Source organism: Hymenobacter edaphi, from assembly GCF_003258365.1.
In the GTDB taxonomy this organism is placed as follows: Bacteria; Bacteroidota; Bacteroidia; order Cytophagales; family Hymenobacteraceae; genus Solirubrum; species Solirubrum edaphi.
In genome coordinates this window covers 415,975-441,824 of sequence record NZ_QHKM01000002.1, presented here as the reverse complement: position 1 = coordinate 441,824, position 25,850 = coordinate 415,975, and the positions used below count along the sequence as shown (strand labels likewise).

At 65.3% G+C, this 25,850-nt stretch carries 20 protein-coding genes; 3 read left to right on the top strand and 17 right to left on the bottom strand.

Annotated elements, in window-relative coordinates:
- Positions 1-11: 11 nt before the first annotated feature.
- The 8 genes from DLM85_RS09465 to DLM85_RS09430 form a co-directional block, all read right to left on the bottom strand.
- The gene (locus DLM85_RS09465; protein ID WP_111477860.1) at positions 12-1,337 is read right to left on the bottom strand and encodes a sensor histidine kinase; all 1,326 of its coding nucleotides are present in this window, start codon (positions 1,335-1,337) and stop codon (positions 12-14) included.
- 150 nt (positions 1,338-1,487) lie between these two features.
- Positions 1,488-2,876: a sigma-54-dependent transcriptional regulator gene (locus tag DLM85_RS09460; protein WP_111477859.1), complete on the bottom strand. Its 1,389-nt coding sequence runs from the start codon at positions 2,874-2,876 to the stop codon at positions 1,488-1,490.
- A gap of 115 nt (positions 2,877-2,991) precedes the next feature.
- Positions 2,992-4,185 carry an ABC transporter permease gene (locus DLM85_RS09455; RefSeq protein ID WP_111477858.1) on the bottom strand — a complete coding sequence of 398 codons (1,194 nt, stop codon included), beginning with the start codon at positions 4,183-4,185 and terminating at the stop codon, positions 2,992-2,994.
- A 150-nt stretch (positions 4,186-4,335) separates the two neighbouring features.
- A complete protein-coding gene (locus tag DLM85_RS09450; protein ID WP_111477857.1) occupies positions 4,336-5,589 on the bottom strand; it encodes an ABC transporter permease in 1,254 nt (417 codons plus the stop codon).
- A 124-nt stretch (positions 5,590-5,713) separates the two neighbouring features.
- Entirely contained in the window at positions 5,714-6,382 is a 669-nt protein-coding gene (locus DLM85_RS09445) for an ABC transporter ATP-binding protein (RefSeq protein WP_111478052.1), read from the bottom strand.
- A gap of 409 nt (positions 6,383-6,791) precedes the next feature.
- A complete protein-coding gene (locus tag DLM85_RS09440; protein WP_133256990.1) occupies positions 6,792-7,922 on the bottom strand; it encodes a hypothetical protein in 1,131 nt (376 codons plus the stop codon).
- A 272-nt stretch (positions 7,923-8,194) separates the two neighbouring features.
- A complete protein-coding gene (locus tag DLM85_RS09435; protein ID WP_165822074.1) occupies positions 8,195-9,730 on the bottom strand; it encodes a TolC family protein in 1,536 nt (511 codons plus the stop codon).
- Positions 9,731-9,844: 114 nt separating this feature from the next.
- The gene (locus tag DLM85_RS09430) at positions 9,845-11,089 is read right to left on the bottom strand and encodes an efflux RND transporter periplasmic adaptor subunit (RefSeq protein WP_111477854.1); all 1,245 of its coding nucleotides are present in this window, start codon (positions 11,087-11,089) and stop codon (positions 9,845-9,847) included.
- A gap of 274 nt (positions 11,090-11,363) precedes the next feature.
- Between DLM85_RS09430 and DLM85_RS09425 the strand changes: the two genes are divergently transcribed.
- Positions 11,364-11,759 (top strand): hypothetical protein, encoded by a 396-nt coding sequence (locus DLM85_RS09425; protein WP_111477853.1) that lies wholly within the window; start codon positions 11,364-11,366, stop codon positions 11,757-11,759.
- 95 nt (positions 11,760-11,854) lie between these two features.
- A complete protein-coding gene (locus DLM85_RS09420) occupies positions 11,855-14,440 on the top strand; it encodes a DUF4132 domain-containing protein (RefSeq protein ID WP_111477852.1) in 2,586 nt (861 codons plus the stop codon).
- 231 nt (positions 14,441-14,671) lie between these two features.
- On the opposite strand, the gene DLM85_RS09415 is transcribed toward DLM85_RS09420, so the two are convergent.
- The gene (locus tag DLM85_RS09415; protein WP_111478051.1) at positions 14,672-16,003 is read right to left on the bottom strand and encodes a M20/M25/M40 family metallo-hydrolase; all 1,332 of its coding nucleotides are present in this window, start codon (positions 16,001-16,003) and stop codon (positions 14,672-14,674) included.
- 197 nt (positions 16,004-16,200) lie between these two features.
- On the opposite strand from DLM85_RS09415, the gene DLM85_RS09410 reads away from it, so the two are divergent.
- On the top strand, positions 16,201-17,688 hold the full coding sequence (locus DLM85_RS09410) for a nicotinate phosphoribosyltransferase (RefSeq protein WP_111477851.1): 1,488 nt from the start codon (positions 16,201-16,203) through the stop codon (positions 17,686-17,688).
- A gap of 93 nt (positions 17,689-17,781) precedes the next feature.
- On the opposite strand, the gene DLM85_RS09405 is transcribed toward DLM85_RS09410, so the two are convergent.
- The 8 genes from DLM85_RS09405 to DLM85_RS09370 form a co-directional block, all read right to left on the bottom strand.
- Entirely contained in the window at positions 17,782-18,249 is a 468-nt protein-coding gene (locus DLM85_RS09405) for a hypothetical protein (RefSeq protein ID WP_111477850.1), read from the bottom strand.
- 477 nt (positions 18,250-18,726) lie between these two features.
- Positions 18,727-19,845: an AIR synthase-related protein gene (locus DLM85_RS09400; RefSeq protein WP_111477849.1), complete on the bottom strand. Its 1,119-nt coding sequence runs from the start codon at positions 19,843-19,845 to the stop codon at positions 18,727-18,729.
- 151 nt (positions 19,846-19,996) lie between these two features.
- On the bottom strand, positions 19,997-21,499 hold the full coding sequence (purF, locus tag DLM85_RS09395; RefSeq protein ID WP_111477848.1) for an amidophosphoribosyltransferase: 1,503 nt from the start codon (positions 21,497-21,499) through the stop codon (positions 19,997-19,999).
- Positions 21,500-21,575: 76 nt separating this feature from the next.
- Positions 21,576-22,337, bottom strand: a complete 762-nt coding sequence (gene purN, locus DLM85_RS09390) for a phosphoribosylglycinamide formyltransferase (protein ID WP_111477847.1) — start codon at positions 22,335-22,337, stop codon at positions 21,576-21,578.
- Between the two features lie 2 nt (positions 22,338-22,339).
- Positions 22,340-23,638, bottom strand: coding sequence for a phosphoribosylamine--glycine ligase (gene purD, locus DLM85_RS09385; RefSeq protein ID WP_207890998.1), 1,299 nt, complete (start codon positions 23,636-23,638; stop codon positions 22,340-22,342).
- 24 nt (positions 23,639-23,662) lie between these two features.
- On the bottom strand, positions 23,663-24,526 hold the full coding sequence (locus DLM85_RS09380; protein ID WP_111477846.1) for a GNAT family N-acetyltransferase: 864 nt from the start codon (positions 24,524-24,526) through the stop codon (positions 23,663-23,665).
- A complete protein-coding gene (locus DLM85_RS09375) occupies positions 24,523-24,885 on the bottom strand; it encodes a hypothetical protein (RefSeq protein ID WP_111477845.1) in 363 nt (120 codons plus the stop codon). Before DLM85_RS09375 ends, DLM85_RS09380 begins: the two co-directional genes overlap by 4 nt.
- Entirely contained in the window at positions 24,882-25,829 is a 948-nt protein-coding gene (locus tag DLM85_RS09370; RefSeq protein WP_111477844.1) for a phosphoribosylaminoimidazolesuccinocarboxamide synthase, read from the bottom strand. The genes DLM85_RS09375 and DLM85_RS09370 overlap by 4 nt, the downstream gene beginning before the upstream one ends.
- Positions 25,830-25,850: the final 21 nt, after the last annotated feature.

Sequence of the window (25,850 nt, the reverse complement as noted above, 5' to 3'; positions counted from 1 at the left end):
CCGGGGCAGCACTAGCGCCCGGGGCCTTCCGCCGGCGCGAGGCCGATGCGAAAGGCCGTGCGGCCGGTGGCCGCGTCGGTGGCGAGGCTGAAGGCGAAGCCGTGCTGCAGCAGAATGTCGCGAATCATGGTCAGGCCGATGCCCTGCCCGTCGCGCTTGGTGCTGAAGAAGGGCGTGAACAGCTGGGGCTGCACCTCGGGCGCAATGCCGGGCCCGTCGTTTTCGATGATGATTTCGGCGGGCCGGGCCGTGGTGCGCACCCACAGGTTGCCGTCGTGGTCGATGGCTTCGAGGGCGTTTTTGCAGATGTTGAGCAGGGCCTGCTCCATCTGCTGCGCATCGAGGTCGACGTAGAGCGGCCCCGCGGCCAGCTGCCAGTGCCACTTGATGCCGCGCTTGTCGCTCTGCACCTGCAGCAGCCGGCAGATGGCCCGCAGCTGCTCGTGCACGTCGACGGGGCGGGGCTGGGGCGGAGGCAGGCGCACCAGGTTGGCGAAGCCGGCAATGAAGTTCGCCAGGTGGGTGTTGCGCTGCACCGACACGTCGAGGGCCTCGGTGAAGTCAGCCCGGTCGTCCTCGGCCAGCTGCCCGGCGTAGTAGCGAAACGACTGCAGAATGGAGTTGACGGCGCCGATGGAGTTGTTGATTTCGTGCGACATCATCCGGATCAGCTTCTCGTAGGCCTGCTTTTCCTGCCGGATCAGCTCCTGCGTCAGCTCTTCCAGCACGATAAAGCGCCGGGTGAAGCCGCGGTCGAGGAAGTGCGAGGCGCTGGCGCGGTAGGTCTGCAGGCCCGAGAGCTGCACCACCTGCGGCGGCCCGGGCTCCAGCTGACCCAGCACCCGGCCCCACTCGCCGGGCAGGGCGGTGGGCGGCTGGCCCAGCAGCCGTGCGGCGGGCAGCTGCAGGCAGCGCTCCGCCGCGGGGTTGAGGCCCTGGATGCGGCCCTCGAAATCGAGCAGCAGAATGCCCGCCGGCGACGCGTCGATCAGGCGCTCCAGCAGAAAGCTCTTCTCGTGCTGGCTCACGCGTTCCTGCCGCAGCTCGTCAATCATGGTGTTGTAGGTACCGATGAGCTGGTCCATTTCCGTCTGGCCCACCGGCAGGAATTTCATGGTGAAGTCCCGGTCGCGAATGGCCTCGGTGCCGGCCGCAATCAGGTTCAGGGGCCGCACGAAGCCGCGGTACAGCTGCGCGCTGATGACGGCCGTGACGATGAGCAGCGCCTCCGTGCCCAAAAACAGCACCAGATTGGACTCGCGCAGCTGAAACGCCAGCCCCGCAATGGCCGCGTGGATGAGGACAACGAAGAGGATGTATTTGGTGCGGAGGGTCATGCGGGGAGGGCGGCGCGGGGCTGAGCAGCGAAACATTAGGCCGTCATGCTGAGCTTGTCGAAGCATCTCTACCGCTTCGTTGCCAAAAAATCGTTCGGTAGAGATGCTTCGACAAGCTCAGCATGACGTTCTTTTTGCTTCCAACAAACGCTACTGCGCCGCGTCGAAGGGGATATTGAACTTCTCCAGGCGGCGGTACAGGGCGCCGCGGCTCAGGCCCAGGGCCTTGGCCACGCGCGAGAGGTTGCCGGCGTAAAAGTCTACCGTCTTGCGGATCATCTGGGCCTCCATCTCGTCCAGGGTCATCAGGCCCACTTCGGGCAGGGCGCCGGGCTCCACTTTCACCGGCAGGCGCTGCGTCTGGGCCTGGAAGTCCTCGGGCCCCAGCTCGTCCTTGCCGCTGACGAGCACGGCGCGCTCCACCAGGTTTTTCAGCTCGCGGATGTTGCCGGGCAGCGGCTGTTCGCGCAGCCAGTGCAGGGCGCGGGTGTTCACCTTCAGGGCCGGGCGCAGGTAGGCCGTGCGCAGGTTCTGCACGAAGTGCTGGGCCAGTAGCGGCACGTCGTCGGGCCGCTCGCGCAGGGCGGGCAGGCGCACCGTTATCAGGTTGATGCGGTAGAAGAGGTCTTCGCGGAAGCGGCCCTCGCGCACTTCCTGAGCCAGGTCGCGGTTGGTGGCGCAGATGACGCGGATATCGAGGGAGCGGCTGCGCGAGTCGCCGAGCACCTCGTAGGTGCGGTCCTGCAGCACCCGCAGCAGCTTCACCTGGCTGCCCAGGTCCAGCTCCCCGATTTCGTCGAGGAAGATGGTGCCGCCGTTGGCCAGCTCGAAGCGGCCCTGCCGGTCGGCTTTGGCGTCGGTGAAGGCCCCGCGGCGGTGCCCGAACATTTCGCTCTCGAACAAGGAAGCCGAAATGCCGCCCAGGTTTACTTTCACGAAGGGCTTGTTCCGCCGGTTGGAGTTCTGGTGAATGGCCTCCGCAATCAGCTCCTTGCCCGTGCCCGACTCGCCCTCGATGAGCACCGAGGCGTCGGTGGCGGCCACCTGGCCCACGCTGCGCAATACGTGCAAGAGCTGCGCGTCCTGCCCCACGATATTGCTGAAGTTGTACTGCCGGTCCAGCTGCCGGCGCGTGGGGCTGACCTCGTCGGCGGGCGCGCTGGCGGCGTTTTCGGCCAGGCTGAGGGCGGTGCGGATGGTTTGCAGCAGCGCGTCGTTGTTCCAGGGCTTGGTCACGAACTCGGCCGCGCCGGCCTTCATGCCCTCCACCGCCAGGCTGATGGAGCCCCAGCCGGTGATGAGAATGACGGGCAGCTGCGGGGCCACCTCCTTTACCTGCCCGAGCAGGCGCAGGCCGTCTTCGCCGGTGGTGGCCAGGGAGTAGTTCATGTCCATGAGCACCAGCCGCGGGGCACCCTCCCGCACCACGCGCAGGGCCTCGTCGGGGGTGGCTACGGCCTTGGTGGCATAGCCGGCCTGCTTGAGCAGCAGCCCCAGCGAGGTGCGCACGGCAATATCATCGTCGACGATAAGAATCATAGCTGCGGAGAGAGAGAAGCGAAGGACGGAATTTCGGGGCGGAAAGGGAAGCGCAGCCGTACAGCAGCGCGGGCTTGGCTACGCCGACCTTCGGTGTAGCCAAGCCCGCGCTGCACTACTCCTCGCGCAAGGACACGGCGGGCTGAATACCGGCGGCAATGCGGCTGGGCTGGAAGGCGCAGATGGCCGTGAGCACGTAGATGAGCACCGCGGCCAGGAGGATGGCCAGCACGTACACCGGCGTGGGCACGCCGAACACGCCCAGCAGCGGAAACTGCGCCGCCAGCACCACGCCGGCCAGCACGCCCAGCGTGGTCACCACCAGCATTTCGCCCAGAAACTGCCCGCCGATGCCCGCGCCGGTGGCGCCCAGCGCCCGGCGCAGCCCGATTTCGGCCCGGCGCTGGTTGATGTTGTACCAGAGCACCCCGAACAAGCCCAGGGCCACGTTGATAATCAGGAACAGCGACACCACGCCCAGGGCCACCAGCGGCGTCAGCACGATTTTCATCTTGTCGTGCCGGCTCTCGTCGAGGGTGTTGACGATGGCGTGCCAGCCCTTGGTCACGGCCTGAATTTCCTTCACCAGGCGCTGCTCGAGCACGGCGCCGCTGCCGGGCTGCACGCGCACCAGCAGCACGGGCCGGTCGTTGGGGTCGAGGTGGTCGGGCCCTTCCAGCACGCGCCGCTCGAAAATAGCCGGGTTGTTGCCGTCGAAGTCGCTGCCGCGGCGGTAGGCCTCCACCACGCCCACCACCTGCCACGAGGCCACGCCCTTGTCGTTGGTGAGCACCTTGCCCACGGCCGACTCGCTGCCGAACATGGCCTTGGCAAATTCCTGGTTGACCACCACCGGCCGGCGCGTGGAGGCATCGTCGCGGCGCTCAAACCAGCGGCCGGCCACCACGTTCTGGCGCAGGACCTTCTGCATGTCGTCGTCGGCGTCGTAGCGGTCGGTGGAGGGGCCCTGCTTTTTCTGGTAGTAGAACTCGTTGGTGTTCATCGAGCTGAACGCGAAGGGCGTGTTCGAGCTGGTGCGCGTGACGGCCACCACGCCCGGCGTGGCTTGCAGGCGCTGCAGCATCAGCTGCATCATTTCCTTGCGGTTGGCCGTGTCCTGGCCCGGGGCCACGTTCACTTCCCACACGTTGTCGTAGGCGAAGCCCGCGGGCTGGCGGTAGTTGTAGTAGCTGCTCACCAGCAGGCTGCTCACCACGAACAGCACGAAGAACGAGAGCAGGATTTCGCTGATCAGCAGAAAGTTGGACCGCTTGCGGTTCCAGATCAGGGTGAAGAGGTGACGGATCATGTTGGTTGAGTCGGTTTAGGCCGTCATGCTGAGCTCCGCGAAGCATCTCTACCGCTTCGTCCGATACTAATCTCAACGAGTGGATTACTATCAGTAGCGATGCTTCGACTGCGCTCAGCATGAGGGGCTGATTGCACCACTGTATCTGAATTACTTACCACTCGCTTTCAGGGCCTGCACCGGCTGCAGGCGCGACATCTTGAAGGCCGGGTACACGCCCGACAGCACTCCGAAGAACACCGTCACGAGCAGGGCCCAGGCGAAGATGCGCCAGCTCATCTCGAACTGCGCGTAGGCCAGCAGCTGCGCTCCGCTGATGAGCTGCAGCGCCGCGTAGGCCAGCAGCAGCCCCAGCGCCCCGCCGATCAGGGTCAGGAAGATGTTTTCGACCAGGAACTGGCCCACCAGCGTGCCGCCGGTGGCCCCGAAGGCCTTGCGCACCCCGATTTCGGAGCTGCGCTCCATGATGCGGCTCACGTTGATGTTGACCAGGTTCAGGGCGGGCAACAGCATGAACAGCAGGGCCAGGCCCGCCATGATGGGGTAGAGCAGCTCCAGGCCGTCGGACTTGTGGTCGGTGAGCGGCGACATCAGCTGGCGCGAAAAGGAGGCAATCAGCCGGTCGGCGTGCAGCTCCAGGAACTCCATGTTCTTCGGGTCGGGCAGGGGCACGCGCTTCATGGCGCTTTCAAACTCGGCCTGCACGGCGGGCACGTCGGCTTCCGATTTGGCGAGGATGATGGCCAGGTAGTCGCCGTTGACCTTCACCTGTTTCATGTCGTCGGGGCTCACCGACAGCGGCACCCACACGTCGGCGTAGGAGCTCAGGCGCATGGCCGGCACGTCGTCGACCACGCCCTGCACGCGGTAGTTGGTCTGGTTCACCACGATGGTGCGGCCCACCACGCCGGTTTCGGTGCCGAAGTACTGGCGCGCGGTACTGCGGTTGATGACGGCCACGTGGGCGCCGGCCTTCACGTCGGCTTCCAGGAAGGCGCGGCCCTCGCGGAAGTTGAAGTCGAGCACCTGCCAGAAGTTGGCGTCGGTGTAGCGCAAATCCAGGTCGAGCTTGCGGTTGCCCACGTAGCTGGGCGTGGCGTGGAAGTTGGAGGCAATGGCCACCTTTTCCGGGGTGCGCAGCGGGCGCACGTACTTGTCGAGCAGGTAGTAGCTGGGCGGCGTGTTCATGTTGCCCCCGTCCTTGAACTTGACGTGCAGAAACTGGGCAAACGTGAGCCGGTCGATGCGCGACTCGGGGTAGTGCGCGCCGAAGGCGTTGTCGAAGAAAGCCACCACCACCAGCAGCACCATCAGGGTGAAGCTGATGCCGAAGAGGCTGATGAAGGTGAAGAACTTGCGGCGCAACAGCACCTTCCAGGCGAGTTTCAGATAGCTAAGCAGCATGGCTTTGAGATGGTGAAATGGTGAGGTGGTGAGGTGGTGAGTTTGATGTTTTGGTGGGGCGAACCGCGCATCCTGCGCAAACGGGACGTCAACTCACCATTTCACCACCTCACCAGCTCACTGCTTAGCTGACCTGGCTGCCGTCGAAGAAGCGGATGAGGCGCTCGGTTTTGTGGGCCATGTTCTCATCGTGGGTTACCATCACCACGGTGGTGCCCTGCTCGCGGTTCAGGCTCAGCAGCAGGTCCATGATTTCGTCGCCCATCACCGAGTCGAGGTTGCCGGTGGGTTCGTCGGCCAGGATGATTTCGGGGGCGCCGGCCAGGGCCCGGGCAATGGCCACGCGCTGGCGCTGCCCGCCCGAGAGCTGCGAGGGAAAGTGCCGGGTGCGGGCGCTCAGGCCCACGCGCTCCAGCGCCTGCTGGGCGCGCTGCCGCCGCTCCTTGCTGCTCATGCCCGCGCGGTAGAGCAGGGGCAGCTCCACGTTGTCGAGCACGGAGAGGTCGTTGATGAGGTGGAAGCTCTGGAAGATGAAGCCGATTTTGTGGTTGCGCACCCGGGCCAGCTCCTTATCGGAGTAGCTGGTCACGGCCCGCCCGTCGATTTCGATGACGCCGCCGGTGGGCTCATCGAGCAGGCCCATGAGGCTCAGCAGGGTGGATTTGCCGCAGCCCGAAGGCCCCATGATGGACACGAACTCGCCCTTGTTGATGGTCAGGTTCACCCGGTTCAGCGCCACCGTCTCGATGGTGTCGGTCTGGTACACCTTCTCGATGTCGAGGAGCTTGAGCATGGGCGTGTTTTTCAGCGAGGTCGGCGCGGGGGCGGCCGGGGCCGGGGTCAGGGTCGTTTCCATAGGGCTGGGGGAGTTTGGCTGAGAAAGAATTTCGGATGCAGGCCGCGCTGTCCGGTTTTGAGCGGATCAGGCACCGGGCCGGATAGAGGTAGCCAAGCGGCGTGCCATTTATGCAAAATTCAGTAAATCAATTATATAACCTCAATACTCCCGCCTGCTGCCCGCGAAATATTGTCCACAACCGGACACGGTGTTCGGAAATAGCCGCCCGATTGTCCGGCGCCGCGCACCCGGCCGGCCCGGCCACAAAAAAGGCCGGACTGTGCGCCCGGCCTTTTCAGCATATCGGTAAGATGGTAGGGCGGCCGCCCACGCGGGTCCGGCCCGGCGCGGCCATTGGGGCGGCTTAGTCGCAGTGGCCCGGCCCGGTGCGGCCGTTGTTGTAGTCGTCGAGGCGGCCGGCCAGGGCACTGGTTTGGGCGGTCGGCACGCTGGGCAGCGGGCTGGCGGCCATGTCTTTGCCCCCAAACACGGCATCGGCGGCGGCCAGGTCGGCGCTAATCACGCTGCCGTCGCTGCCGCTGGCCAGGTTCAGCTTGGCCGCAATCAGCTGGTAGGCCAGCGCCACGAGGCCGTTGCCGCGCACGGGCGTGTTCAGGATGGCCAGCAGCTGGGTGCGGGTGTAGGAAGTGCCGCCCAGCGTCAGCGACTGCACCGGCCAGGCGTGGTTTTTCCAGTAGCCCTGGGTGCGGGTGCATTGGCCGGCCGGGGGCCGGCAGAAGCGCAGGTTATCCAGGCCCACCGAGCCGCCGATGGTTACCTCGATGTAGCCCACGCCCGGCGTGTTGCCCAGGCTGAGGACTTCCACCCCGTTGGGGCCGGCGTCGCTGAAGTTGTATTGCCCCCCGATCTGCGCGCCGCCTTTGCTCACGTACAGCTTCACGTAGCCGTACTCATGCTCGCTGTTGTACTCGTACTCGTTGTCGATAATGGTGATGGACGTGGCCGTGACGGGGCTGCTGAAGCTGAAGGCAATGGTGCCCGGCGTTTCGGTTGAGTTGAAGTCGTCGTCGTTGGGCTCGATGGCCGGGTCCAGCGGCTGCTGGTACTGGTAGCCGTTGTAGTTGTGCAGCACCAGGATGTTGCCCAGCGCCGTGGTATTTCGGAAGGCCAGGGGCGCCAGCGGGCCGCCGCCGGCGCCTACCCCGATGCCGCCATACGCGACGTTGGGGCTGCCCAGGTCGTCGTCTTCGGGCGAGGAAAGCGTGCCGCTGCTCCGGAACACCACCGACTCCCGGTCGTAGGCGTAGTGCGGGTTTTCGTCTTCGATGCCCACCGTCACGCCGCCGCTGCTCACCACCGATACGGGCTGGGTACCGGCCGTCAGGTCGTTGAAGGTAACGACGTCGGGCGTGCAGGTGGCGACGTCGGCGCTCAGGGTTGCATCAGGTGTTGGTTGGGGGGTAAGGTCGGTTTTCTGACAGCCGGCCACCCACAGGGCGCCTACTGCCAGTACGACGAGGCTAATTCTACGCATGATTGGGAGGAAAAAAGGGGGTTGGTCTACGCACACAGGCAGCAGGGGCCCCGGCTGCACACGGCACCCGGACCAGGCTCGGTCGGAAGTAGAAGGAAGATAAGAATAATTATTTTAATACAAGTATTTATATTTTATATGCAATAAATAGACTTTACGGCCCCTCTTCCGGCTCCCACCCGCCCTGCTCCCCGCCGGCCCCGAAACGACGGCCGCGCCCGGCCCGCTTTTCAGCAGACCGGGCGCGGCCGTCGTTTTCCCGCCCTTCTCCCCTACTCTGCCTGCGCCGTCACGAGCGGCTGCTGCCGCTCGAAGTCGTAGAGCGTGAGGGTGCGCAATTGGAAGTAGGCCACCCAGCAGGCGCGCAGGGCGGCCACGTAGCTGCGCTTGGCGCGGTCCTTTTCGCCCTGGGCGATGTTGAGGTCGTTGAGGGTGATGCGGCCGACTTTGTAAGTGGCCTGGGCAATGTCGTAGCGGCGCTGGGCCAGCGTATCGGCGCGGGCGGCCAGCTGCAGCTGCTGGTTCAGCAGGTCCACCTGCCCGGCCTGGCTGAGCACCGACTGCTCGAAGGTCAGCTGCTCCTGCTCCACGGTCACGCGGGCTTGCTGCCGGGCCAGCTCGGCGGTTTTCACGGCGGCGCGGGTCTTGCCCCAGTCCACGATGGGCACCGCGAAGCCCAGGCGCACCTGCTGCTGGTCGGCGGGGTTGATGTAGGAGCCGGAGAGCTGCTCGGCGCTGCTGGTCAGGCCGAAGGAGGCCGTCAGGTTGGCCTGAAAGCCCGTGGTACCCTTGACCTGGGCCACGTTGCGGTCGGCCTCCAGCAGGCGGCGCTGAAACATGAGCCCCTCGCGGCGGTACTGCCGGGCCTGCTGCAGGGCTGCCGCCGGCGTGACGCCCGGCAGCGGGGCAGCGCCGGGCACGTCCAGGGCCGCCGTGGGGTCGATGGTGAGGCCGGTGTAGCCCTTGAGCTGCAGGGCCGCGTTCTGGGCATCCACGCTGGCCTGCATTTCGGCCTGGCGGGCGCCCAGCAGGTTCAGCTCCAGCAGCAGCAGGTCGTTTTCGGACAGGCGGCCCAGCTTGCTTTTTTCGCGGCCGGTGCGCAGCAGCTCCTCGCTGGCGCGCAGGTTTTGGCGGGCCACCTGGGCATTCACCTGCTGCAGCAGCACGTCGAAGTACAGCTCCGTGACCCGCCGGGCAATGGTTTCGCGCTCCTCCACGTACTGGCGCTGGCTTTCCTGGTAGCGCAGCGGCTCGATGCGCTTGTTCCAGCTCAGCTGGTTGAAGCCGCCCAGGGGCTGGCTCAGGCCGATGGCTACCGGGTTGCTGTTGTAAAGCCGCTGCCCGGCGCCCTCGAAGCTGTCGAAGCGCTGCAGGGTGCTGCCCACGGTGACCTTGCCGCCCGTCAGCCCGATGCCCTGCGTGACGGTGGCGCCCACGTTGGAGGTGTTGATGCGCACGTAGCGGAAGTTGGTGGTGCCGTCGGGCTGCTGCACGGCCAGAATGGTGCGCGAATAGTTCGGCAGCACCCCGTCGATGGCCAGCAGCGGCTTGTAGTCGGCCCGGAACGAGCGGTATTGCCAGAGGCTCGTTTCGCGGTTGGTGTGCGCCTGCTTGGCCACCGCCGACTGCACCAGCGTCAGGTCGATGACCTGCGGCAAAGTCAGGACGGCCTGGGGCGGCCGACCGGCGGCGGGCAGCTCCTGGGCCAGCAGCACCTTCGGGGCGAAAATCAGCAGCAGCAGGGCCACGATGCTCACCATCAGCAGCCAGAGCCGCAGCACATCCAGGTAAAACGAGAGGGTTTTCATAGCGCAGAAAGGCAGGGCAGAGCGTTGGGCAGTTACGTGCATCGGTGGCGGTGGAGCGGGCCGTGGGGCGGCGTTCAGGTGTTCGGGGGCCGATTGTGGTGGCGGCAGGGCGGCCTACTTAATCGTCAGCGCGGGGGCTTCTTCGTAGTTCTTCGTGTCGCTGATGACGACCTGCTCGCCGGCGCGCAGGCCGCTCACGACCTGCACGTAGTCGAAGTTGGAGTCGCCCAGGCGCACGGTGCGGCGCACGGCCTGCCCGTCCTGCACCACGAACACCACCTGCTCGCGCCCGCCCTGGAAGAAGGGGCCGTTTTTGAGGCGCAGCACCTGCCGGTGGGCCCGCGTCACCACGAACACGTCGGCCCGCAGGTTGGCGCGCAGCGCGGGGTGGTGGTTGTCGTCGAGCTGGGCGTAGAAGGTCACCACGTTCTTTTCCACGGCCGGGCTGATCGAGCTGATGGTGCCGCGCAGGTCGGTGCCGTTCAGGCGCACCACCACCGGGTCGCCCAGGTGCAGGGAGTCGGCGTAGGTATCGGCGATGGTGCCGCGCACCCGGAACGACGACAGATCGGCCACGCGGGCAATGACCTGGCCCTGGTTCACCGTCGAGCCGATGTCTTCGTTGACCCAGGTGAGCACCCCGGCCTGGTCGGCGCTGATGTTGGCCTGGCGCAGCTTGCCGGCCAGCTCGCTGATGCTGCGCTGCTGAATCTGCATGGTGTAGCCCAGGCCGCGCTCATCGGCCTGGTTGCTCTGGCGCTGGTTGCGGATCTGCCGGCGCACCCGCTGCAATTCCAGCTCGGCAATCTTCAGGTTCAGCTCGGCCTGGCGCACGGCTTCCGGCGTGCCCGAGCCGATGCCGAGCAGGTGCTGCTCGTCGCGCAGGCCCGATTGCAGGCTGCGCACCTTCTCCTGCTGCACCTGCTCCTGCGACTCCAAATCGTTCAGGCTGCGCTCCAGGGAGAGCTGCAGCACCGAGCTTTTGTTCTGGTTCTGCAGCTGCTCGTCCTGCAGCTTGCCCAGGGCCGTGCTGGTCAGCTCCTTGTCGAGCTCCACGATGGTCTGGCCCGGCTGCACCCGGGCGCCGGCCGTCAGCAGCACCCGCCGGATGGTCGACTGGATGGGACTGGTCACCACCGCTTCGTGGGCCGGGATGACGAGGCCGGTGGCCGTGAGCGAGGCTTCCACGTCGCCGGTTTCCACCGGGGCCGTCAGCAGCTCGGCCGAGCTGATGCTGGGCTTGAGCGCGCCGCGAAAGGCCCACAGCGCGCCGGCCAGCAGCAGCAGCACGGCCGTGGCCCCGAGCCAGCGTTGGCGGCGGCGTTTGGCCTGGGTGGCGGAGGATATAGCTCTGTCCATTTTCGTTCGGGTTGGGGTCGGTTCTGCCGGATAGTAGCCAAGCCCAATGCCAAACTTGTAAGTAATTGACATTCAGTAATTAGCAATTAATAATTACGCCATTAGCACAGCAAAACCTGTCCGGTTCCGGACACTGTGTTCGGTTCTGCCGGTGGCCGGTACCAGAACCGAACAAAGGCCCAGCCCGTCAATGCTAAATAGCAGCGGCTGAGTGCATCTGTTTCGGCCAAACGTCGTACATTAGTAAAAAGCTAAATAATTTAGCAAACACGCCATGACAACTACCCTGCTGATTCAGGACGAAACGGCCACCGGGGCCGTGCTGCACCGCCTGGCGCTGGAGCTGAGCCAGGAAACCATTACCGCGCGCGAGCTGATCGAGCAGCGCGTGCGCCAGGAAGTGGCCGCCTACAACCAGCGCAACGACGACGTCTTTGCGGGCCTGGTGCAGCCCACCGACTCGGAGCGGGTGCTCAACGGCTACCGGCTGAAAAAGCACCACCGCATCGACGCCGAAAAGCAGCTGTACCGGGCGCTGGAGGCCTTTCAGCAGAACGGCTACTTTATCCTGGTGAACGACCGGCAAGTGGAAAGCCTCGACGAGCAGATCTGGCTGGGGCCCGGCGCCACGGCCAGCTTCGTGAAGCTCACCCCGCTGGTCGGCGGCTGATTCGGCGCCCGATGAGTGCCTGGACCGAGCTGTGGCAACGCGCGCAGGATGCCGCGGCCCGGCTGTTTGCCGATATTTCTCCTAATTCTGCCACCATGCCCGCTACTCAGAAGAAAGCCCGCCAGTTTGCAAAAGCGCTGAACGGCGGCAGCGCCGAAGCCCAGGAAATGCAGCCGGTCCTCCGGCAGCTGCTGCTCGACATCGAGGAGCGTGATATGAGCTACTACAACCTGAAGCTGCTGGACGTGCCGGCCTACGCCCAGGGCATTCGGGAGCAGGACGCGGCCTACAAGGGCCGCCTGACCCTGGCCGCGGCCGAGGCCATCCGCTTTTGCCGCGACCATTACGGCGAGGTGGATTACCAGATTCGCTATATGCTCGAAGGCCTGCTGCAACAGCTGCTGCGCTCCACGCTGGAGCTGAGCCCCGCCGCCTGGCAGCGGCTGCTGCAGCTCTACGGGCTGGAATTCAAGAAGCCGGGCGACATCGGCGACGCGCTGCGCACCATGCCGGTGCTGCTGACGCTGAACCAGCTGGAAAAGCACCTGAAAAAGCACGGCCCCGACGAGCAGCTGACCGCCTACCTGAGCCAGGTGCTGGCCGCCACCGAGGACCAGACCAGCGGCTACGGCAGCGGCAACGCCGTCAAGGTTCGGGTGAAGCTGCAGGAGCTGCTGGGCGCCAAGGATGACGCCGGCCTACCGACCGTGCGCTTCCCCGACGGCGACGCCCTGGGTCAGGCGCTCAACGAATTCGTGGACGGCCTGGCCCCCGCCGACGCCCGCACCCGGCCCTGGCTGCAGCTGCTGCAAACCTGGCAGAAAGCCAGCGGCGGTCAGCCTTCGGCCAAGTACCTGAAGGAGGTCGACGCGGCCGTCACGGCCATCGGCCCCGACGAGGTGCGCCGGCAGGGCGACGCGTGGCTGCGGCTGCTGGCCGCGCTGCCGGTGGAGGAGCGGCAGCACACGCACACCTACAACGACGACAGCACCTACACCTACTCGTCGTGGGACTTTCTGCAGGAGCCCAGCCTGAACGTGGGCAAGGCCCTGGCCTGGACGCTCGGCCCGCTAGCCGATACGGCCGTACTGCTGCACCTGGCCGCCCTCACCGAGAAGTGCTACCGCAAGATTCCGGGCCGCGGGCCGCTGGCCGTGGGGCTGGGCAACGCCTGCCTGCTGGCCCTCTCGCAGGGCGGGCTGCCGGGCGTGGCCCAACTCTCGCGCCTGCGCCCCAAGGTGCGGCAGGCCAATACGCAGGAGCTGATCGGCCGCTACATCGAGAAGGGGGCGGAAAAGCTGGGCGTCACGCCGGCCGAAATCGAGGACATGGCCGTGCCCACGGCGGGGCTCACCAACGGCCGCGCCGACTACGACTACGGCAACTACCACGTGGTATTGCAGCTCGCGGACGGCAAGGCCGACGTGAGCTGGCACAAGGGCGACAAGGCCCTGAAATCGGCTCCGGCAGCGCTGAAACAAAGCCACGCCGAGGAGCTGAAGGAGCTGAAAGCCGACCAGACCCAGGCTCAGCAGACCTACACCACCCAGCGCGACCGGCTCGACCGCAGCTTCGTGGAAGGCCGCCGGATGCCCTACCGCTGGTTTCGGCAGTACTACCTGGAGCACGGCCTGGTAAACCAGCTGGCCGAGCGGCTGATCTGGCGCTTCTACCACGCCGATGGCACCCACACGGACGCCCTCTGGCTGAACGGCGCCTGGCACGACGCCCAGGAAAAGCCCGTGCCCACGCCCGCCGACGAGGCGCAGGTGCAGCTCTGGCACCCGGTGCTGGCCGCCACCGACGAGGTGCTGGCCTGGCGCGGGCTGCTGGAGCGCCGGGAGCTGCGGCAGCCGCTCAAGCAGGCCTTCCGCGAGGTGTACCTGCTTACGCCGCCGGAGGAGCGCACCCGCACCTACTCCAACCGCATGGCGGCCCACGTTCTGAAGCAGCACCAGTTCAACTCCCTGGCCAAGCTGCGCGGCTGGCGCTACTCGCTGATGGGCGCCTACGACAAGGGCTACGAATCGGACGCGGCCCGGCTCAGCTTGCCGGCGCCCGACCTGCGGGCCGAGTTCTGGGTGAGCGAAGTCAATGCCGACGGCGCCTGGAACGACACCGGCATCTGGCACTACGTCAGCACCGACCAGCTGCGCTTCACCCGCCTCGACGGCGACGACGCGCTGCCGCTCACCGACATTCCGCCGCTGGTTTTCTCGGAAGTCATGCGCGACGTGGATTTGTTCGTGGGCGTGGCCTCCGTCGGCAACGACCCGCTCTGGCGCGACGGCGGCGGGCTGGTGCAGTACCGCAACTACTGGGAAAGCTACTCGTTCGGCGAGCTGTCGGAAGTGGCCAAAAACCGCAAGCTGGTGCTGCAGCGCCTGGTGCCGCGCCTGAAAATCGGCAAAGTCAGCGAGGTGCAGGACAAGTTCCTGGTGGTGCGCGGCAAGCTGCGCACCTACAAGATTCACATGGGCTCGGGCAACATCCTGATGGAGCCCAACGACCAATACCTCTGCATCGTGCCCGACCGCAGCCCCAAGCAAACGGCCGCTACCGACGTGTTTCTCCCCTTCGAGGGCGACGCCATCCTGAGCATCATTCTGAGCAAAGCCCTGCTGCTGGCCGACGACGATAAAATCACCGACGAAACCATCACCCGGCAGATTAAAAGCTGAACCGTATGGGTTGATGAAAAAGAACGTCATCCTGAGCCTTAGCGAAGGACCTTCCTCGCACCCTGCCCCAACTGAAAAGCGCAGCCACCAACGCCCTGACGTTGGTGGCTGCGCTTTTATCGTTCTATCGGAATAGTGCTGGTGTTTTATTGGTAACGGCGGTGCGGGGTGTGAGGAAGGTCCTTCGCTAAGGCTCAGGATGACGTTCGACTGTTACCCGCCAGCCGCTTGTTATTTCCGCTGCCCCGCGTCCGTGATGCGCGTGGGCGTATCGGTGCCGGCCACGATGCCGCGGGAGCTGACGGCAATGGCCCGAATGACTTCGGTCATGTTCTTCAGGTCCAGCGTTGCCACCTCGTCGTCGACGGAGTGGTAGAGCTTATCGGTCGGAATCTGGTCGGTGCTGATGCTGTGGGCGGGCACGCCCAGGCGGGCCAGGGTGGCGTTGTCGGAGCGGTAGAACAGCTGCTGCTCGGGGTACGGGTCGGGCTCGAACTTGAAGGTGCTGCCCTGCAGGTTGCGCTGCAGAATCGGGCCGAAGTCGGACTTATCGAAGCCGGTGATGAAGGCCGCGCCGGGGCCAAATTTCGACACCTTGCCGATCATTTCGATGTTGAACATCGCCACGACTTTGGCCGGATCGAGCTGCTTGCTGAAGTACTGGGAGCCGAAGCCGCCGATTTCCTCGGCCGTGAAGGCCACGAAGATGAGCGTGCGGGCGTTCTGCTTGGTTTTCTTGAAGTGCTCGGCCAGGGCCACCACGGCCGTGGTGCCGGAGGCGTCGTCGTCGGCGCCGTTGGCAATGGAGTCGCCGGCCACGGCGGGCAGGATGCCAATGTGGTCGTAGTGCGCGGAAAAGACCACCTGCTCGGCGGCTTTGGCCTTGTCGCGGCCGGGCAGCACGCCCACCACGTTGCGGATTTCCAGCTGCTTGATGCTGGTGCTGGCCGTGAGCTGGTAGGGCGTGGTTTCGGTCGGCGTGGCGGTCAGCAGCACGAAGGCGGCGCTGGTCGGCTCGGGCTTCTCAGCGCGGAAGTTGCTGTGCTGCACCTGCGCGGCCAGGCGCTTGAAGATGTTGGCGTGGGCTGGGTCGATGAGCACCAGCACGTTTTCCTTGGCGCGCATCAGCGGCCCGGCTTCCTTGCGAAAATCGGCCTGGGGACCCACCACCACCACGCGCGGGGCACCGGCCTGGCCGCTGGCCCAGCTCAGCTGCTCCTGCCCCGCCAGCAGGGCCACGTTTTCCCGCGGCACGGCCACGCCGCCCACGCTCACCTGCAGGCTGCGGGTGCTGATTTCATAGGCCGGAAACGACTGCTCAAACGACGTGAGCCCCGGCAGCGGCTGCAGCCCGATGCGCTTAAACTCGCCGGCCAGAAACTGCGCCGCCTCGGGGGCGCCGGTGTTCAGGGCCCGGCCGCGCAGCTTGTCGTCGGCCAGCGTCTTCTCGACGCGCTCAATCAGCTTGGCGTCAATCTTCGTTTTGGCGGGCTTGGCCGCTTTCTGTCCGATGGCCGCGTGCGCGGCGCTGGCCAGCAGTAGTCCCAGGAGGAGTCGTTTCATAGGCGCAAAGTAGCGGATGCCGCCCGGAGCGTTGCACGCGCTGTAGCGCGTAGCAACGTTTCGCGCTACGACCAGCACGGTGCTGACAGCCCGGTCGCGCATCGGCACTTTCAGCGCCAGCGCCGCGCACAGTTTCGCAAAACCAGCCAAATTCTGCCCACTCCCGTACCTTTCAGCGTCCACTGCCGCTTTTCGCCATGACCGAACAGCCCCTCTCGGGTCTTTACCGCCCTTCGCTCACCCTGCTCACCGACCTCTACCAGCTCACGATGGCCTACGGCTACTGGCGGCAGGGCATGCAGGACCGCGAAGCCGTCTTTCACCTCTACTTCCGCAAGGCCCCGTTTCAGGGCGGCTACGCCGTGGCCGCCGGCCTGGCCTACGCCGTCGACTGGCTGGAAAACCTGCGCTTTTCGGAGGACGACCTGACCTACCTCGGCAGCCTGCGCGGCAGCAAGGGCCAGCCGCTGTTCGAGCAGGGTTTTCTCGACTACCTGCGCGAGCTGCGCTTCACCTGCGACGTCGACGCGGTGGCCGAGGGCACGGTGGTGTTCGGCAACGAGCCGCTGCTGCGCATCCAGGGCCCGCTGATTCAGGCCCAGCTGGTGGAAACGGCCCTGCTCACGCTGGTCAATTTCCAGACGCTGATTGCCACCAAGGCCGCCCGCATCCGCGAAGCCGTGGGGCCCAACGACCAGATTCTGGAGTTTGGCCTGCGCCGCGCCCAGGGCTTCGACGGCGGCCTCTCCGCTACCCGCGCCGCCTACCTCGGCGGGGCCGACGGCACTTCGAACGTGCTGGCCGGGCAGCAGTTCGGCATCCCGGTGCGCGGCACCCACGCCCACAGCTGGGTTATGGCCTTCGAAGGCGAGGAAGAGGCCTTCGAGAAGTACGCCGCCGCCTTCCCCGACGACTCGGTGTTCCTGGTCGACACCTACGACACGCTGGAAGGCGTGCGCAATGCCATCAAAGTGGCCGAGCGCCTGCGCGCCGAGGGCCACGAGCTGGGCGGCATTCGCCTGGATTCGGGCGACCTGACTTACCTCAGCGTGCAGGCCCGCAAGCTGCTCGACGAGGCCGGCTTTCCCAAGGTCCGCATCGTGGCCAGCAACGACCTGGACGAGCAGCTCGTCACCGCCCTCAAGCTGGAAGGCGCCCGCATCGACACCTGGGGCATCGGCACCAAGCTCGTGACGGCCTACGACCAGCCGGCGCTGGGCGGCGTGTACAAGCTGGCCGCTATGAAAAAGGAAGACGGTTCGGGCTGGCAGTACAGCATCAAGCTCTCCGAGCAGATTGCCAAGACCAGCATCCCCGGCATCCTGCAGGTGCGCCGCTTTTTCGGCCCCGACGGCAAGCCCGTGGCCGACATGCTCTACAACACCGCCGAGTCCCTGCCCGAGCAGCTCACCATCGTCGACCCGCTCGACGCCACCCGCCGCCGCCCGGTGCAGTCCTCCGAGTTTCGGGAGCTGCTGGAGCCGGTGTTCCGCCAGGGCCGGCGCGTGCTGGAGCTGCCCACCCTGGCCGAGAGCCGCCAGAAGGCCCGCCAGGAAGTCACCGCTCTCGACCCGAGTATCCGCCGCTTCCTGAACCCGCACACTTACCCGGTGGGCCTGGAAAAAGGCCTGCACGACTTCCGCACCCAGCTGATTCTGGAGCACCGCCCGCAGCGGCCGGCGTAAGCCCCGGCGGTACCCAATATCGCAGCGAGGCCCCGCGGAACAGCATCCGCGGGGCCTCATCTTGTTTTGTGGGCGGTAATTGGGTGCAGGAACCTATTGCGCGGTTACTTCGATGGGTGCCGGCGCAGCGGCCGTTTCGGCGGTAGCAGCCCGGCGCATGGGCAAGGCCAGGAAGGCGAAAACCAGGGTGAAGAACAGAAACGTCACCGTCAGAAACTGCCGTGAGGCACCGATGTTGCCTTTGCCGGCCAGCAGCATCACGCACAGCAGCACCATCAGCGCCACCATCACGACGCCCAGCATGGCGCCGCCTTGCCAGTGCATCATGCGAAACAAGGCACTGACGACGCCCACGGTCAGCACGCCCACCATCAGGTAGTTCAGCGGGGCGGATACGCCCGCTTCGGCATTGGCAGAAACGGTAAAAGCCAGAATCGAAACCAGCAGCAAGACGAAGCCAGTCAGGATGAGGATGTCGGCACCGGCCCAGTGGCTGGCCTTGAAGAAGAGGCCGGTCAGGCCCACCAGCAAAGCAGCGGCGTTTAGTACAGTTTTAATCATGCGCGGTGGAGAAAGGGGAACTAGAGGTCCTACTCATAAGGCTTTTCGGCTTCGCCCCGTTTTTGGTCTGGTGGCTGAGCTCCAGGCAGTATGCAGAACAAACCTATTTCAATCCAAAGGCCGCTGAAATACCCACTTCCGGGTATTTTGAGCCGGTAGCCGTGCCCTGCCCGCCGGCTTTTCAGCTGGGGTAAGCCACGCTAAACCAGTACTGCAGCGGCCGGTTTAGGAAGTTCGGTCCCTGCGCGGTGCGGCAGCCCCCGTTGGCAGCGCGTCAAGGACGATGCGCCTTCCGCCGGGTGCCCGACGGCTGGCATCCAGGGCTGCGCAGAACGTTTCAAGGGCCCTGCCTGCCGCGTCGGATCAACCGACCATCAAGTACCCGAACCGAGCGTCCAGCACCCAACCTCAAAACAGCCGGGCCGACCAGTACGTGACTGGTCGGCCCGGTTCGAGGCGGCAACAGGATGCGCGGGCCTAGATATCGTAGCGCAGCTCCCCGGCGCCCACTTTCAGCGTAATCGTCGGCTCGCTGATGATGCGGCCGGCCACCTGGGCGGCGTAACCTTTGGCGGTCAGCTCGGCGGCTACGGCCTCGGCCTGGTCGGCGTCGGTGACCAGTAGCATGCCGTTGCCCATGTTCCAGTACAGGTAGGCATCGGCGGGGCTGATGCCGCCCAGCTCGGCCAGCTGGCTCATGGCGGGCAGCGGCGCGAAGAGGTTGTCCAGCTCGGCCCCGACGCCCGATTTCAGCACGCGCTTGAAGTTGTCGGCCACGCCGCCGCCGGTGATGTGCGCGGCTGCGTGCAAGGGCAGGCCCGCATCGAGCACGGCCGTGACGCCGGGCGCGAAGATGAGCGAGGGGGCCAGCATCACCTCGCCCCAGGTGGCGCCCATTACGTCGGCATCGGCGCCGGAGTAAGACGCTTTGTGCCACTCTTCCCCGAAGGCTTTGGTGAGGACGCGGCGGGCCAGGGAGTAGCCGTTGGAGCGGAACGAGGGCGAACGAAGCGCCACCACGGCCTGCCCGGCGCGCACGTTGGCCCCGCTGAGCGGTTTTTCGAGGCTGGGGTGCAGCACGCCCACGGCGGTGGAGCACCAGTTGAAGTTCATGCGGGCGCCGGGGTAGCCGCCGATACGGTTGCCCAGCTCGGCAATTTCCCCGCCCGTCACGGCAATGGAGCTGAACTGCGCCGCGTCGTGCAGGCCGCGCATCAGCTCGTCCACCACTTCGTAGTTCAGCGTGTTCACGTCGATGATGTTCGACAGGTTCGTCGGGATGAAGCCGGCTACCACCAGGTCGTCGGCCACCATGGCAATCAGGTCGTGGCCCAGCGTGTCGTAGCGGTCCACGCGCTCGGCCACTTCGATTTTGGTGCCGATGCCGTCGGAGCCGATGCCCAGGCGCTCATTGCCGAAGCGGATTTCGTTGGAGAAGCCGCCTTCCAGGTCTTGGGCCGGCTCCCCGGGCTTGCCGACGCGGGTGCTGAAGGTTTTCTTGGCCCAGTTGTAGGCGTTGCGCGAGGCGGCGTTGCCTTCTTCGATGGAGTAGCCGGCGGTTGCTTTGAGGTCGGAAGCGGCGGTAGTCTGGCTCATGGCGAGTGGTTGAACGATTATCGGAGGGCGTCATGCTCCATCTGGTGTCCGCCTGTCGAAGCATCTCTACCGCTTCGCCAGATACTAAACTCAACGAAGCGGTAGAAATGCTTCGACAGGCTCAGCATGACGTTCATATTTTTCCGGCAGCTTAGTGCTCGGTCGGAGCCGGGGCTTTGGCGCTGACGGAGTTGGCGGATTTGTCCTTTTCCTCCTTGCGGTGGCTGGTGCGCTCTTCCTGAATGTGGCGCAGGTACTTGGTCACGTCGCCGGTGGGGTACTGGCCCGAGAAGCAGGCAAAGCAGCTGCCGCCGTGGCCTTTTTCCTCGCCGAACAGCGTCTGCAAGTCTTCCAGCGACTGGTAAATCACCTTGTCGGCCTCGATGTAGCGGCAGATTTCCTCTTCGGTGTAGTTGGCCGCAATCAGCTCGGTGCTCATGGCCATGTCGATGCCGTAGATACAGGGCGAAATGATGGGCGGCGCGCTGGAAATGAAGTATACCTCCGTAGCCCCGGCTTCGCGCAGGATGCGCACGATGCGCCGCGAGGTGGTGCCGCGCACGATGCTGTCGTCGACCACGGCAATTTTCTTGCCTTCCACAAACTCGCGGATGGGATTCAGCTTCTTCTTCACCACGTCCTCCCGGCCGGCCTGGCTGCTCACGATAAACGAGCGGCCCATGTGGTTGTTTTTCACCAAAGCCCGGCGGTACGGCACCCCGATGGCCTCGGCCAGTCCGGACGCCGCGAAGTAGCCCGAAGAAGGCACGTCGATAACCATGTCGGGCTCCAGACCGGCTTCCATCACCTTGCGGGCCAGCATCTTGCCCAGGCGCACCCGCTCCCGGGCCACCAGCCGGCCGTGGATAACGGAGTCCTCGCGGGCGAAGTAGATGTGCTCGAACACGCAGAAGGCCTTGGGCTTGGCCGGCGGATTCTTGTGGTGCACCTTGAAGTCCTTGTCGATAAACACCGCCTGCCCGGGGCCGATGTTTTCCACCAGGTCGAACTCCAGGTAGTCGAAGCAGGTCGACTCGGAGGCGAAGGCGAAAACCGGCCCGTCGGGCGTGTCGCGGCGGCCCATGACGAGCGGACGGATGCCGTGCGGGTCGTTGAAGGCCAGCAGTCCGTGGCCGGCAATGATGGTGATGGTGGCGTAGGCGCCCTTCACCAGCTCCTGCGTGGTTTCCACCGCGTCGAAAATGTCTACCACCGACAGCGCGTCCAGGTTTTTCAGGCGCAGCTCCGAGGCGAAGGTGTACATGATCAGCTCCAGGTCGTTACTGGTCTTGGGCAGCACGTGGTACTTCTCGTGCAGGCGCTTGGCGGCCGAGCGGAAGTTGATGACGTTGCCGTTGTGTACCATGGCCAGCCCGAAGGGGTAGCTGGTGGTGAAGGGCTGGGCCAGCTCGGCGTCGCCGGAGCCCTGGGTGGTGTAGCGCGCGTGGCCGATGCCGATGTTGCCCTTCAGCTTCTTCAGGTGCTTGGGCTTGAACACGTCGTTGATCAGCCCGTTGCCCTTGTGCAAATGAAAGTTGCCGTCGAACGAGGCAATGCCGGCGGCATCCTGCCCGCGGTGCTGCAGAGCGGTGAGGCCGACGACGATGTCGCCAACGACATCATCCGGGCCGAAAAAACCAACGATTCCGCACATATCGAGTTGTCAGTTGTCAGTGAGCCGGTTGTCAGGCCGACGAAGCTGGGGTGGGCTTGAGAGGGAAAATGGGGAGCTACTGCGGGGCGGCAGTGGCGGCAGGAGTGGGTGTTTCGGCGGGCAGCTCGCCCCGGATGAGGCGGGCCAGGGTGTCGGCGTAGAAGCGGTGCTCCACGGCCAGACCGCGGCGCTCCACCTCTGCCAGGGAATCAGCGCCGCGCAGGTCGACGGGCGCCTGGGCCAGCACGGGGCCGGTGTCGAGCCCCTCGTCAACGAGGTGGACGGTGATTTTCGTTTCGGGCAGGCGGTTTTCCCAGGCCCAGTCGTAGGCGTGCAGCCCTTGGTGCTGGTGGGTGTCGGCGGGGTGGATGTTGATGATCCGGCCCGCAAACGCCCGGATGAACGTCGGCGACAGAATGCGCATGTAGCCGGCCAGCACCACGTAGTCGGGCTGAAACTGCTGCAGCTTCGCCACTACCTCGGCATCAAACTCGGCGCGCTTCCGGCCGCGGGAGTCGATGCTGGCGGTGGCGTAGCCCAGCTCGGCGGCGCTTGGCAGACCGGCGGCTTCGGGGATGTTGCTGAACACCACGGCAACCTCGGCCAAGCCTTGCAGCACGCCTTCGCGCACCTCGCGGGCCAAGGCCAGCATGTTGGAGCCGCGGCCGGAGAGCAGGATGGCGAGGCGGGCTTTCGGCGCGGCCGATTGCGCCTCACCCCCCGGCCCCCTCTCCTCAACAGTCGAGGGGGAGCCAGACGGCGCGGACGAAGTGGTACTACGACTTTGAGTCGTAGTACCACTATCGTTGAACGATTCGCGCGGGGTCGTTTCCGTCATCATTACTGGGCTTGGCCGACCAGCTCCGGGGTGGGGCGCTGGCCGATGTCGGTGCGGTAGTAGGCGTCCTGGAACGTCACCTTCTTGACTTCGGCGTAGGCACGCTCCACGGCTACTTCCAGGTCGGGGCCGCCGGCTACCACCGTCAGCACCCGGCCGCCGCTGGTGATGAGCTGGCCGGCATCGTTGCGCTTGGTGCCGCCCTGGAACACCAGCGTGGCGGGCGTCACGGCGTCGATGCCGTCGATGGCAAAGCCGGTGGGGAACTGCGCGGCGGGGTAGCCGCCGGAGGCCAGCACCACGCCCACGAAGGAGCCCGGCTTCTGCCGCACGCCCACTTCGGCGAGGCGGCCATCCAGCGCGGCGGTGATGATGTCGACCAGGCTGCTGCTCAGCGAGGCCAGCAGCACCTGGGCTTCCGGGTCACCGAGGCGCACGTTGTATTCCAGCAGCTTGGGGCCGGTGGGCGTGAGCATGATGCCGAAGTAAAGGAAGCCCATAAACGGCAGCCCTTCGGTGCGCAGGCCGCGCAGGGTCGGCTCGATGATGACTTCGCGCACCAGCGCCAGCACGTTGTCGTCGGCGAAGGGCACGGGGCAGTAGGCGCCCATGCCGCCGGTGTTGGGGCCCTGGTCGCCGGCCAGCAGCTGCTTGTGGTCCTGCGAGGGGCTGAGCAGGCGCATGGTCTTGCCGTCAGTCAGGCCGATGATGCTGATTTCGGGGCCGGTGAGCTTTTCCTCGACCAGGAAAGAGTACCAGTCGTGACCGGCCGGGGCCAGGGCCTGCATTTCCTGCAGGGCGGTTTCAAACTCAGCTTCCGAGGAGCACACCCACACGCCCTTGCCGGCGGCCAGACCGTCGTATTTCAGCACGGCGTGGCCCTGCAAGTCGGCGGCGGCGGCGCGGGCCTGCTCCAGCTGGTCGGAGCGGAACGTCCAGGCGCGGCCGGTGGCCACGCCGTGGCGGCGCATGAAGTCCTTCGACCACACCTTGGAGCTTTCCAGCACGGCGGCCGCCTTGCGCGGGCCAAACACGCGGATATCGGAGCCCTCGAAGTAGTCGGCCACGCCCGCCGCCAGCGGGGCCTCAGGGCCGACGACGATGAGTTTTACGTCGTGCTCCTGGCAGAACTGCTGGATAGCTGGGAAATCGGTGGCGCTGATGCCGGGCACCGAGCCGGGGATGCCGGCGCCGCCGGGCAGTACGTGCACGCGGGCGCCGTCCTGGGTGAGTTTCCAGGCCAGGGCATGTTCGCGGGCGCCGCTGCCGAGAAGGACGATATGGGTGATAGGAGTTGCCAAGGGTCAAAGAGGTTGGGTTACGGGCTAGCTGATATCCTGAATGGTGGCAATAAGTCCGTCGCGGAACGTAAAAACCGAGCGGCCGGTAAGTTCTATGATGGTACTGGTAGCCAAACCGGCAGGCAATTGCACGCCTTCCGGCAATGCTCCAGCAGTAATGGCGAAGTAGTTGATGTCAATTTCGGCGCGGTTGTTTTCGAAGCGAAAGGCTTTGATGTGCTGATTCCGCTCCATAAACCACCACTTGGCTTGCTCGGCCTGCGCAGCAAATGCGGCTTTGCCTTCGGTGCGAAACGTGACCTCACCGGCGGATACATTTTCAAACGTCACCTCCGGGTGCAGGCAGGCTACCATGTCGGCCACTTCGATGTCGTTGTAAGCTTCGATGTACAGGCCAACCAACTGCTCCGCGTACGTTTCAGTAACCGCAGCCGAGTCCAGCCGCTTGCCGAAGCAGGCAGCGTTGGCGCGCCCAGTGTACTTGCCATAGTTCTCGATGCGCTGGTAGCCGCGCTGCTCGTAGAAGCGGCAGGCTTCCGCGTTGGCTACGCGGGTTTCCAGCCATAGCTCGGTGTAGCCAGCGCGCCGCGCCGAGGCTTCCAGCCCGGCCAATACCATGCTACCGATGCCCTGACCGGGGTGCTTGGCGTACATGCGCTTCACCTCCCCTACCGAGTCAGTAATCGGGCGCACGGCCCCGCAACCCACAACTTCCTTACCGGACAACGCCAGCAGGAAGATATGCCGGTTGTCGTCCACCCAGTTCTGAAACGAGTCGCGCCCGTCGCCGCCGAAACGCGCCCCGAGTTGGGCCGACAGCTCATCGAGCAGCGGTCGGGCCTGCCGGTCGGCGGGGTGCGAGGCGAATAGCGTCAGCGGGCAGCTCATGCTTCGTGGATGGTCAGACGTTGGGCTACTAATACTAGGTTGTCCTTTTCGTGCGGCTTGCCGGAGTTGCCAAACGGGTCGAGCGAGAGGTAGAACAACCCATTGCTAAGCTCGGTTAGAACGATGTCCGAATAGTAGACGCCAGTGGTGAAATCTTCATCAATCAGCGCCTTTGTTACGCCGCTCAGCTCCAGCGTCAGCAAACAGCTTTCGTATTTATTCTTCGAAATCAGCTTGCGCACCCGCAGCTGCACGGAAGCGTTGGAGGCGGCGGACCCACCGTAGCGCAGGCTTAGCTCGACGGCGCGAATTTCACCGTCGTTGAGAGCGTACTGCTGGCCTACCGCTTCTATATTCATCCGTTCAGCTGCTCCACCGGCGCGTCCTGCATGAAGCCTTCCTTCACCAGGTTCTGCACCAGGCGGGCGGGCACGTTCACGTTGGTATCGGCGGCGGCGGCCAGGGGCTGCCCGGTGATGCGCTGGTAGATGTCGAGGTAGCGGCGGGCAGCTTCGGCGGTTACTTCCGGCGTGAGGGCCGTGGGGTACTTACCGTCGACTTTGTGGGCAATCAGCCACTGGCGGATGTACTCCTTGTCCATCTGGGTGGCCTCTTCAGGATTCGTGGCGTAGTCGGCCGCGTCCCAGAAGCGCGAGGAGTCGGGCGTGTGGATTTCGTCGATGAGAATCAGCTCCCCGTTCAGCAGCCCAAACTCGTACTTGGTGTCGACCAGGATAATGCCGCGCTCGGCCATCCACGCCGAAGCGAAGTTGAACAGCTGCAGGGCCACTACGCGCATCCGCTCGTACAGCTCGGCCGACACCCAGCCCTCCGAAACCAGGTTTTCCGGCGTGATTTCGCGGTCGGATTCCTCCTTGGTAGTCGGCGTCACGAGGGGCTCGGGGAAGCGCTGGTGCTTGGTCAGCCCGTCGGGCACCGCCACGCCCGAGAAGGTGCGCTGGCCCTGTAGGTAGCCGCGCAGCATGGAGCCGGTGAGGTAGCCGCGCACCACCATTTCCACGCGAATCGGCGCGGCCTCCTTCACCAGCATGGCGTTCGGGTCGACCACGCGGATAACGTGGTTGGGCACGATGTCGCGGGTTTTATCGAACCAGAAATCGGCCAGGCCGTTGAGCACGGCGCCTTTGTAGGGAATGGCGGTTTCCAGCACCGAGTCGAAGGCCGAGAGGCGGTCCGTCACGACGATAAGCCGCTCGCCCGAGGGCACGCGGAACGAGTCGCGGACTTTGCCGCGGTGCAGCAGTTCGAGCTGGGGCGTGTTGAATTGCGGGAGCGTGTTCATGGCGCTAAGCGTCGAATGCTA

Bases quoted from the DNA above. Each gene is read 5' to 3' on its own strand.
- purN (WP_111477847.1), bottom strand. From the start codon at position 22,337: ATGACGGAAACGACCCCGCGCGAATCGTTCAACGATAGTGGTACTACG.
- DLM85_RS09400 (WP_111477849.1), bottom strand. From the start codon at position 19,845: ATGAGCCAGACTACCGCCGCTTCCGACCTCAAAGCAACCGCCGGCTAC.
- DLM85_RS09375 (WP_111477845.1), bottom strand. From the start codon at position 24,885: ATGAATATAGAAGCGGTAGGCCAGCAGTACGCTCTCAACGACGGTGAA.
- DLM85_RS09425 (WP_111477853.1), top strand. From the start codon at position 11,364: ATGACAACTACCCTGCTGATTCAGGACGAAACGGCCACCGGGGCCGTG.
- DLM85_RS09440 (WP_133256990.1), bottom strand. From the start codon at position 7,922: ATGCGTAGAATTAGCCTCGTCGTACTGGCAGTAGGCGCCCTGTGGGTG.
- DLM85_RS09455 (WP_111477858.1), bottom strand. From the start codon at position 4,185: ATGATCCGTCACCTCTTCACCCTGATCTGGAACCGCAAGCGGTCCAAC.
- purF (WP_111477848.1), bottom strand. From the start codon at position 21,499: ATGTGCGGAATCGTTGGTTTTTTCGGCCCGGATGATGTCGTTGGCGAC.
- DLM85_RS09380 (WP_111477846.1), bottom strand. From the start codon at position 24,526: ATGAGCTGCCCGCTGACGCTATTCGCCTCGCACCCCGCCGACCGGCAG.
- DLM85_RS09450 (WP_111477857.1), bottom strand. From the start codon at position 5,589: ATGCTGCTTAGCTATCTGAAACTCGCCTGGAAGGTGCTGTTGCGCCGC.
- DLM85_RS09405 (WP_111477850.1), bottom strand. From the start codon at position 18,249: ATGATTAAAACTGTACTAAACGCCGCTGCTTTGCTGGTGGGCCTGACC.
- DLM85_RS09435 (WP_165822074.1), bottom strand. From the start codon at position 9,730: ATGAAAACCCTCTCGTTTTACCTGGATGTGCTGCGGCTCTGGCTGCTG.
- DLM85_RS09410 (WP_111477851.1), top strand. From the start codon at position 16,201: ATGACCGAACAGCCCCTCTCGGGTCTTTACCGCCCTTCGCTCACCCTG.
- DLM85_RS09415 (WP_111478051.1), bottom strand. From the start codon at position 16,003: ATGAAACGACTCCTCCTGGGACTACTGCTGGCCAGCGCCGCGCACGCG.
- DLM85_RS09460 (WP_111477859.1), bottom strand. From the start codon at position 2,876: ATGATTCTTATCGTCGACGATGATATTGCCGTGCGCACCTCGCTGGGG.
- DLM85_RS09465 (WP_111477860.1), bottom strand. From the start codon at position 1,337: ATGACCCTCCGCACCAAATACATCCTCTTCGTTGTCCTCATCCACGCG.
- DLM85_RS09370 (WP_111477844.1), bottom strand. From the start codon at position 25,829: ATGAACACGCTCCCGCAATTCAACACGCCCCAGCTCGAACTGCTGCAC.
- DLM85_RS09420 (WP_111477852.1), top strand. From the start codon at position 11,855: ATGCCCGCTACTCAGAAGAAAGCCCGCCAGTTTGCAAAAGCGCTGAAC.
- DLM85_RS09445 (WP_111478052.1), bottom strand. From the start codon at position 6,382: ATGCTCAAGCTCCTCGACATCGAGAAGGTGTACCAGACCGACACCATC.
- DLM85_RS09430 (WP_111477854.1), bottom strand. From the start codon at position 11,089: ATGGACAGAGCTATATCCTCCGCCACCCAGGCCAAACGCCGCCGCCAA.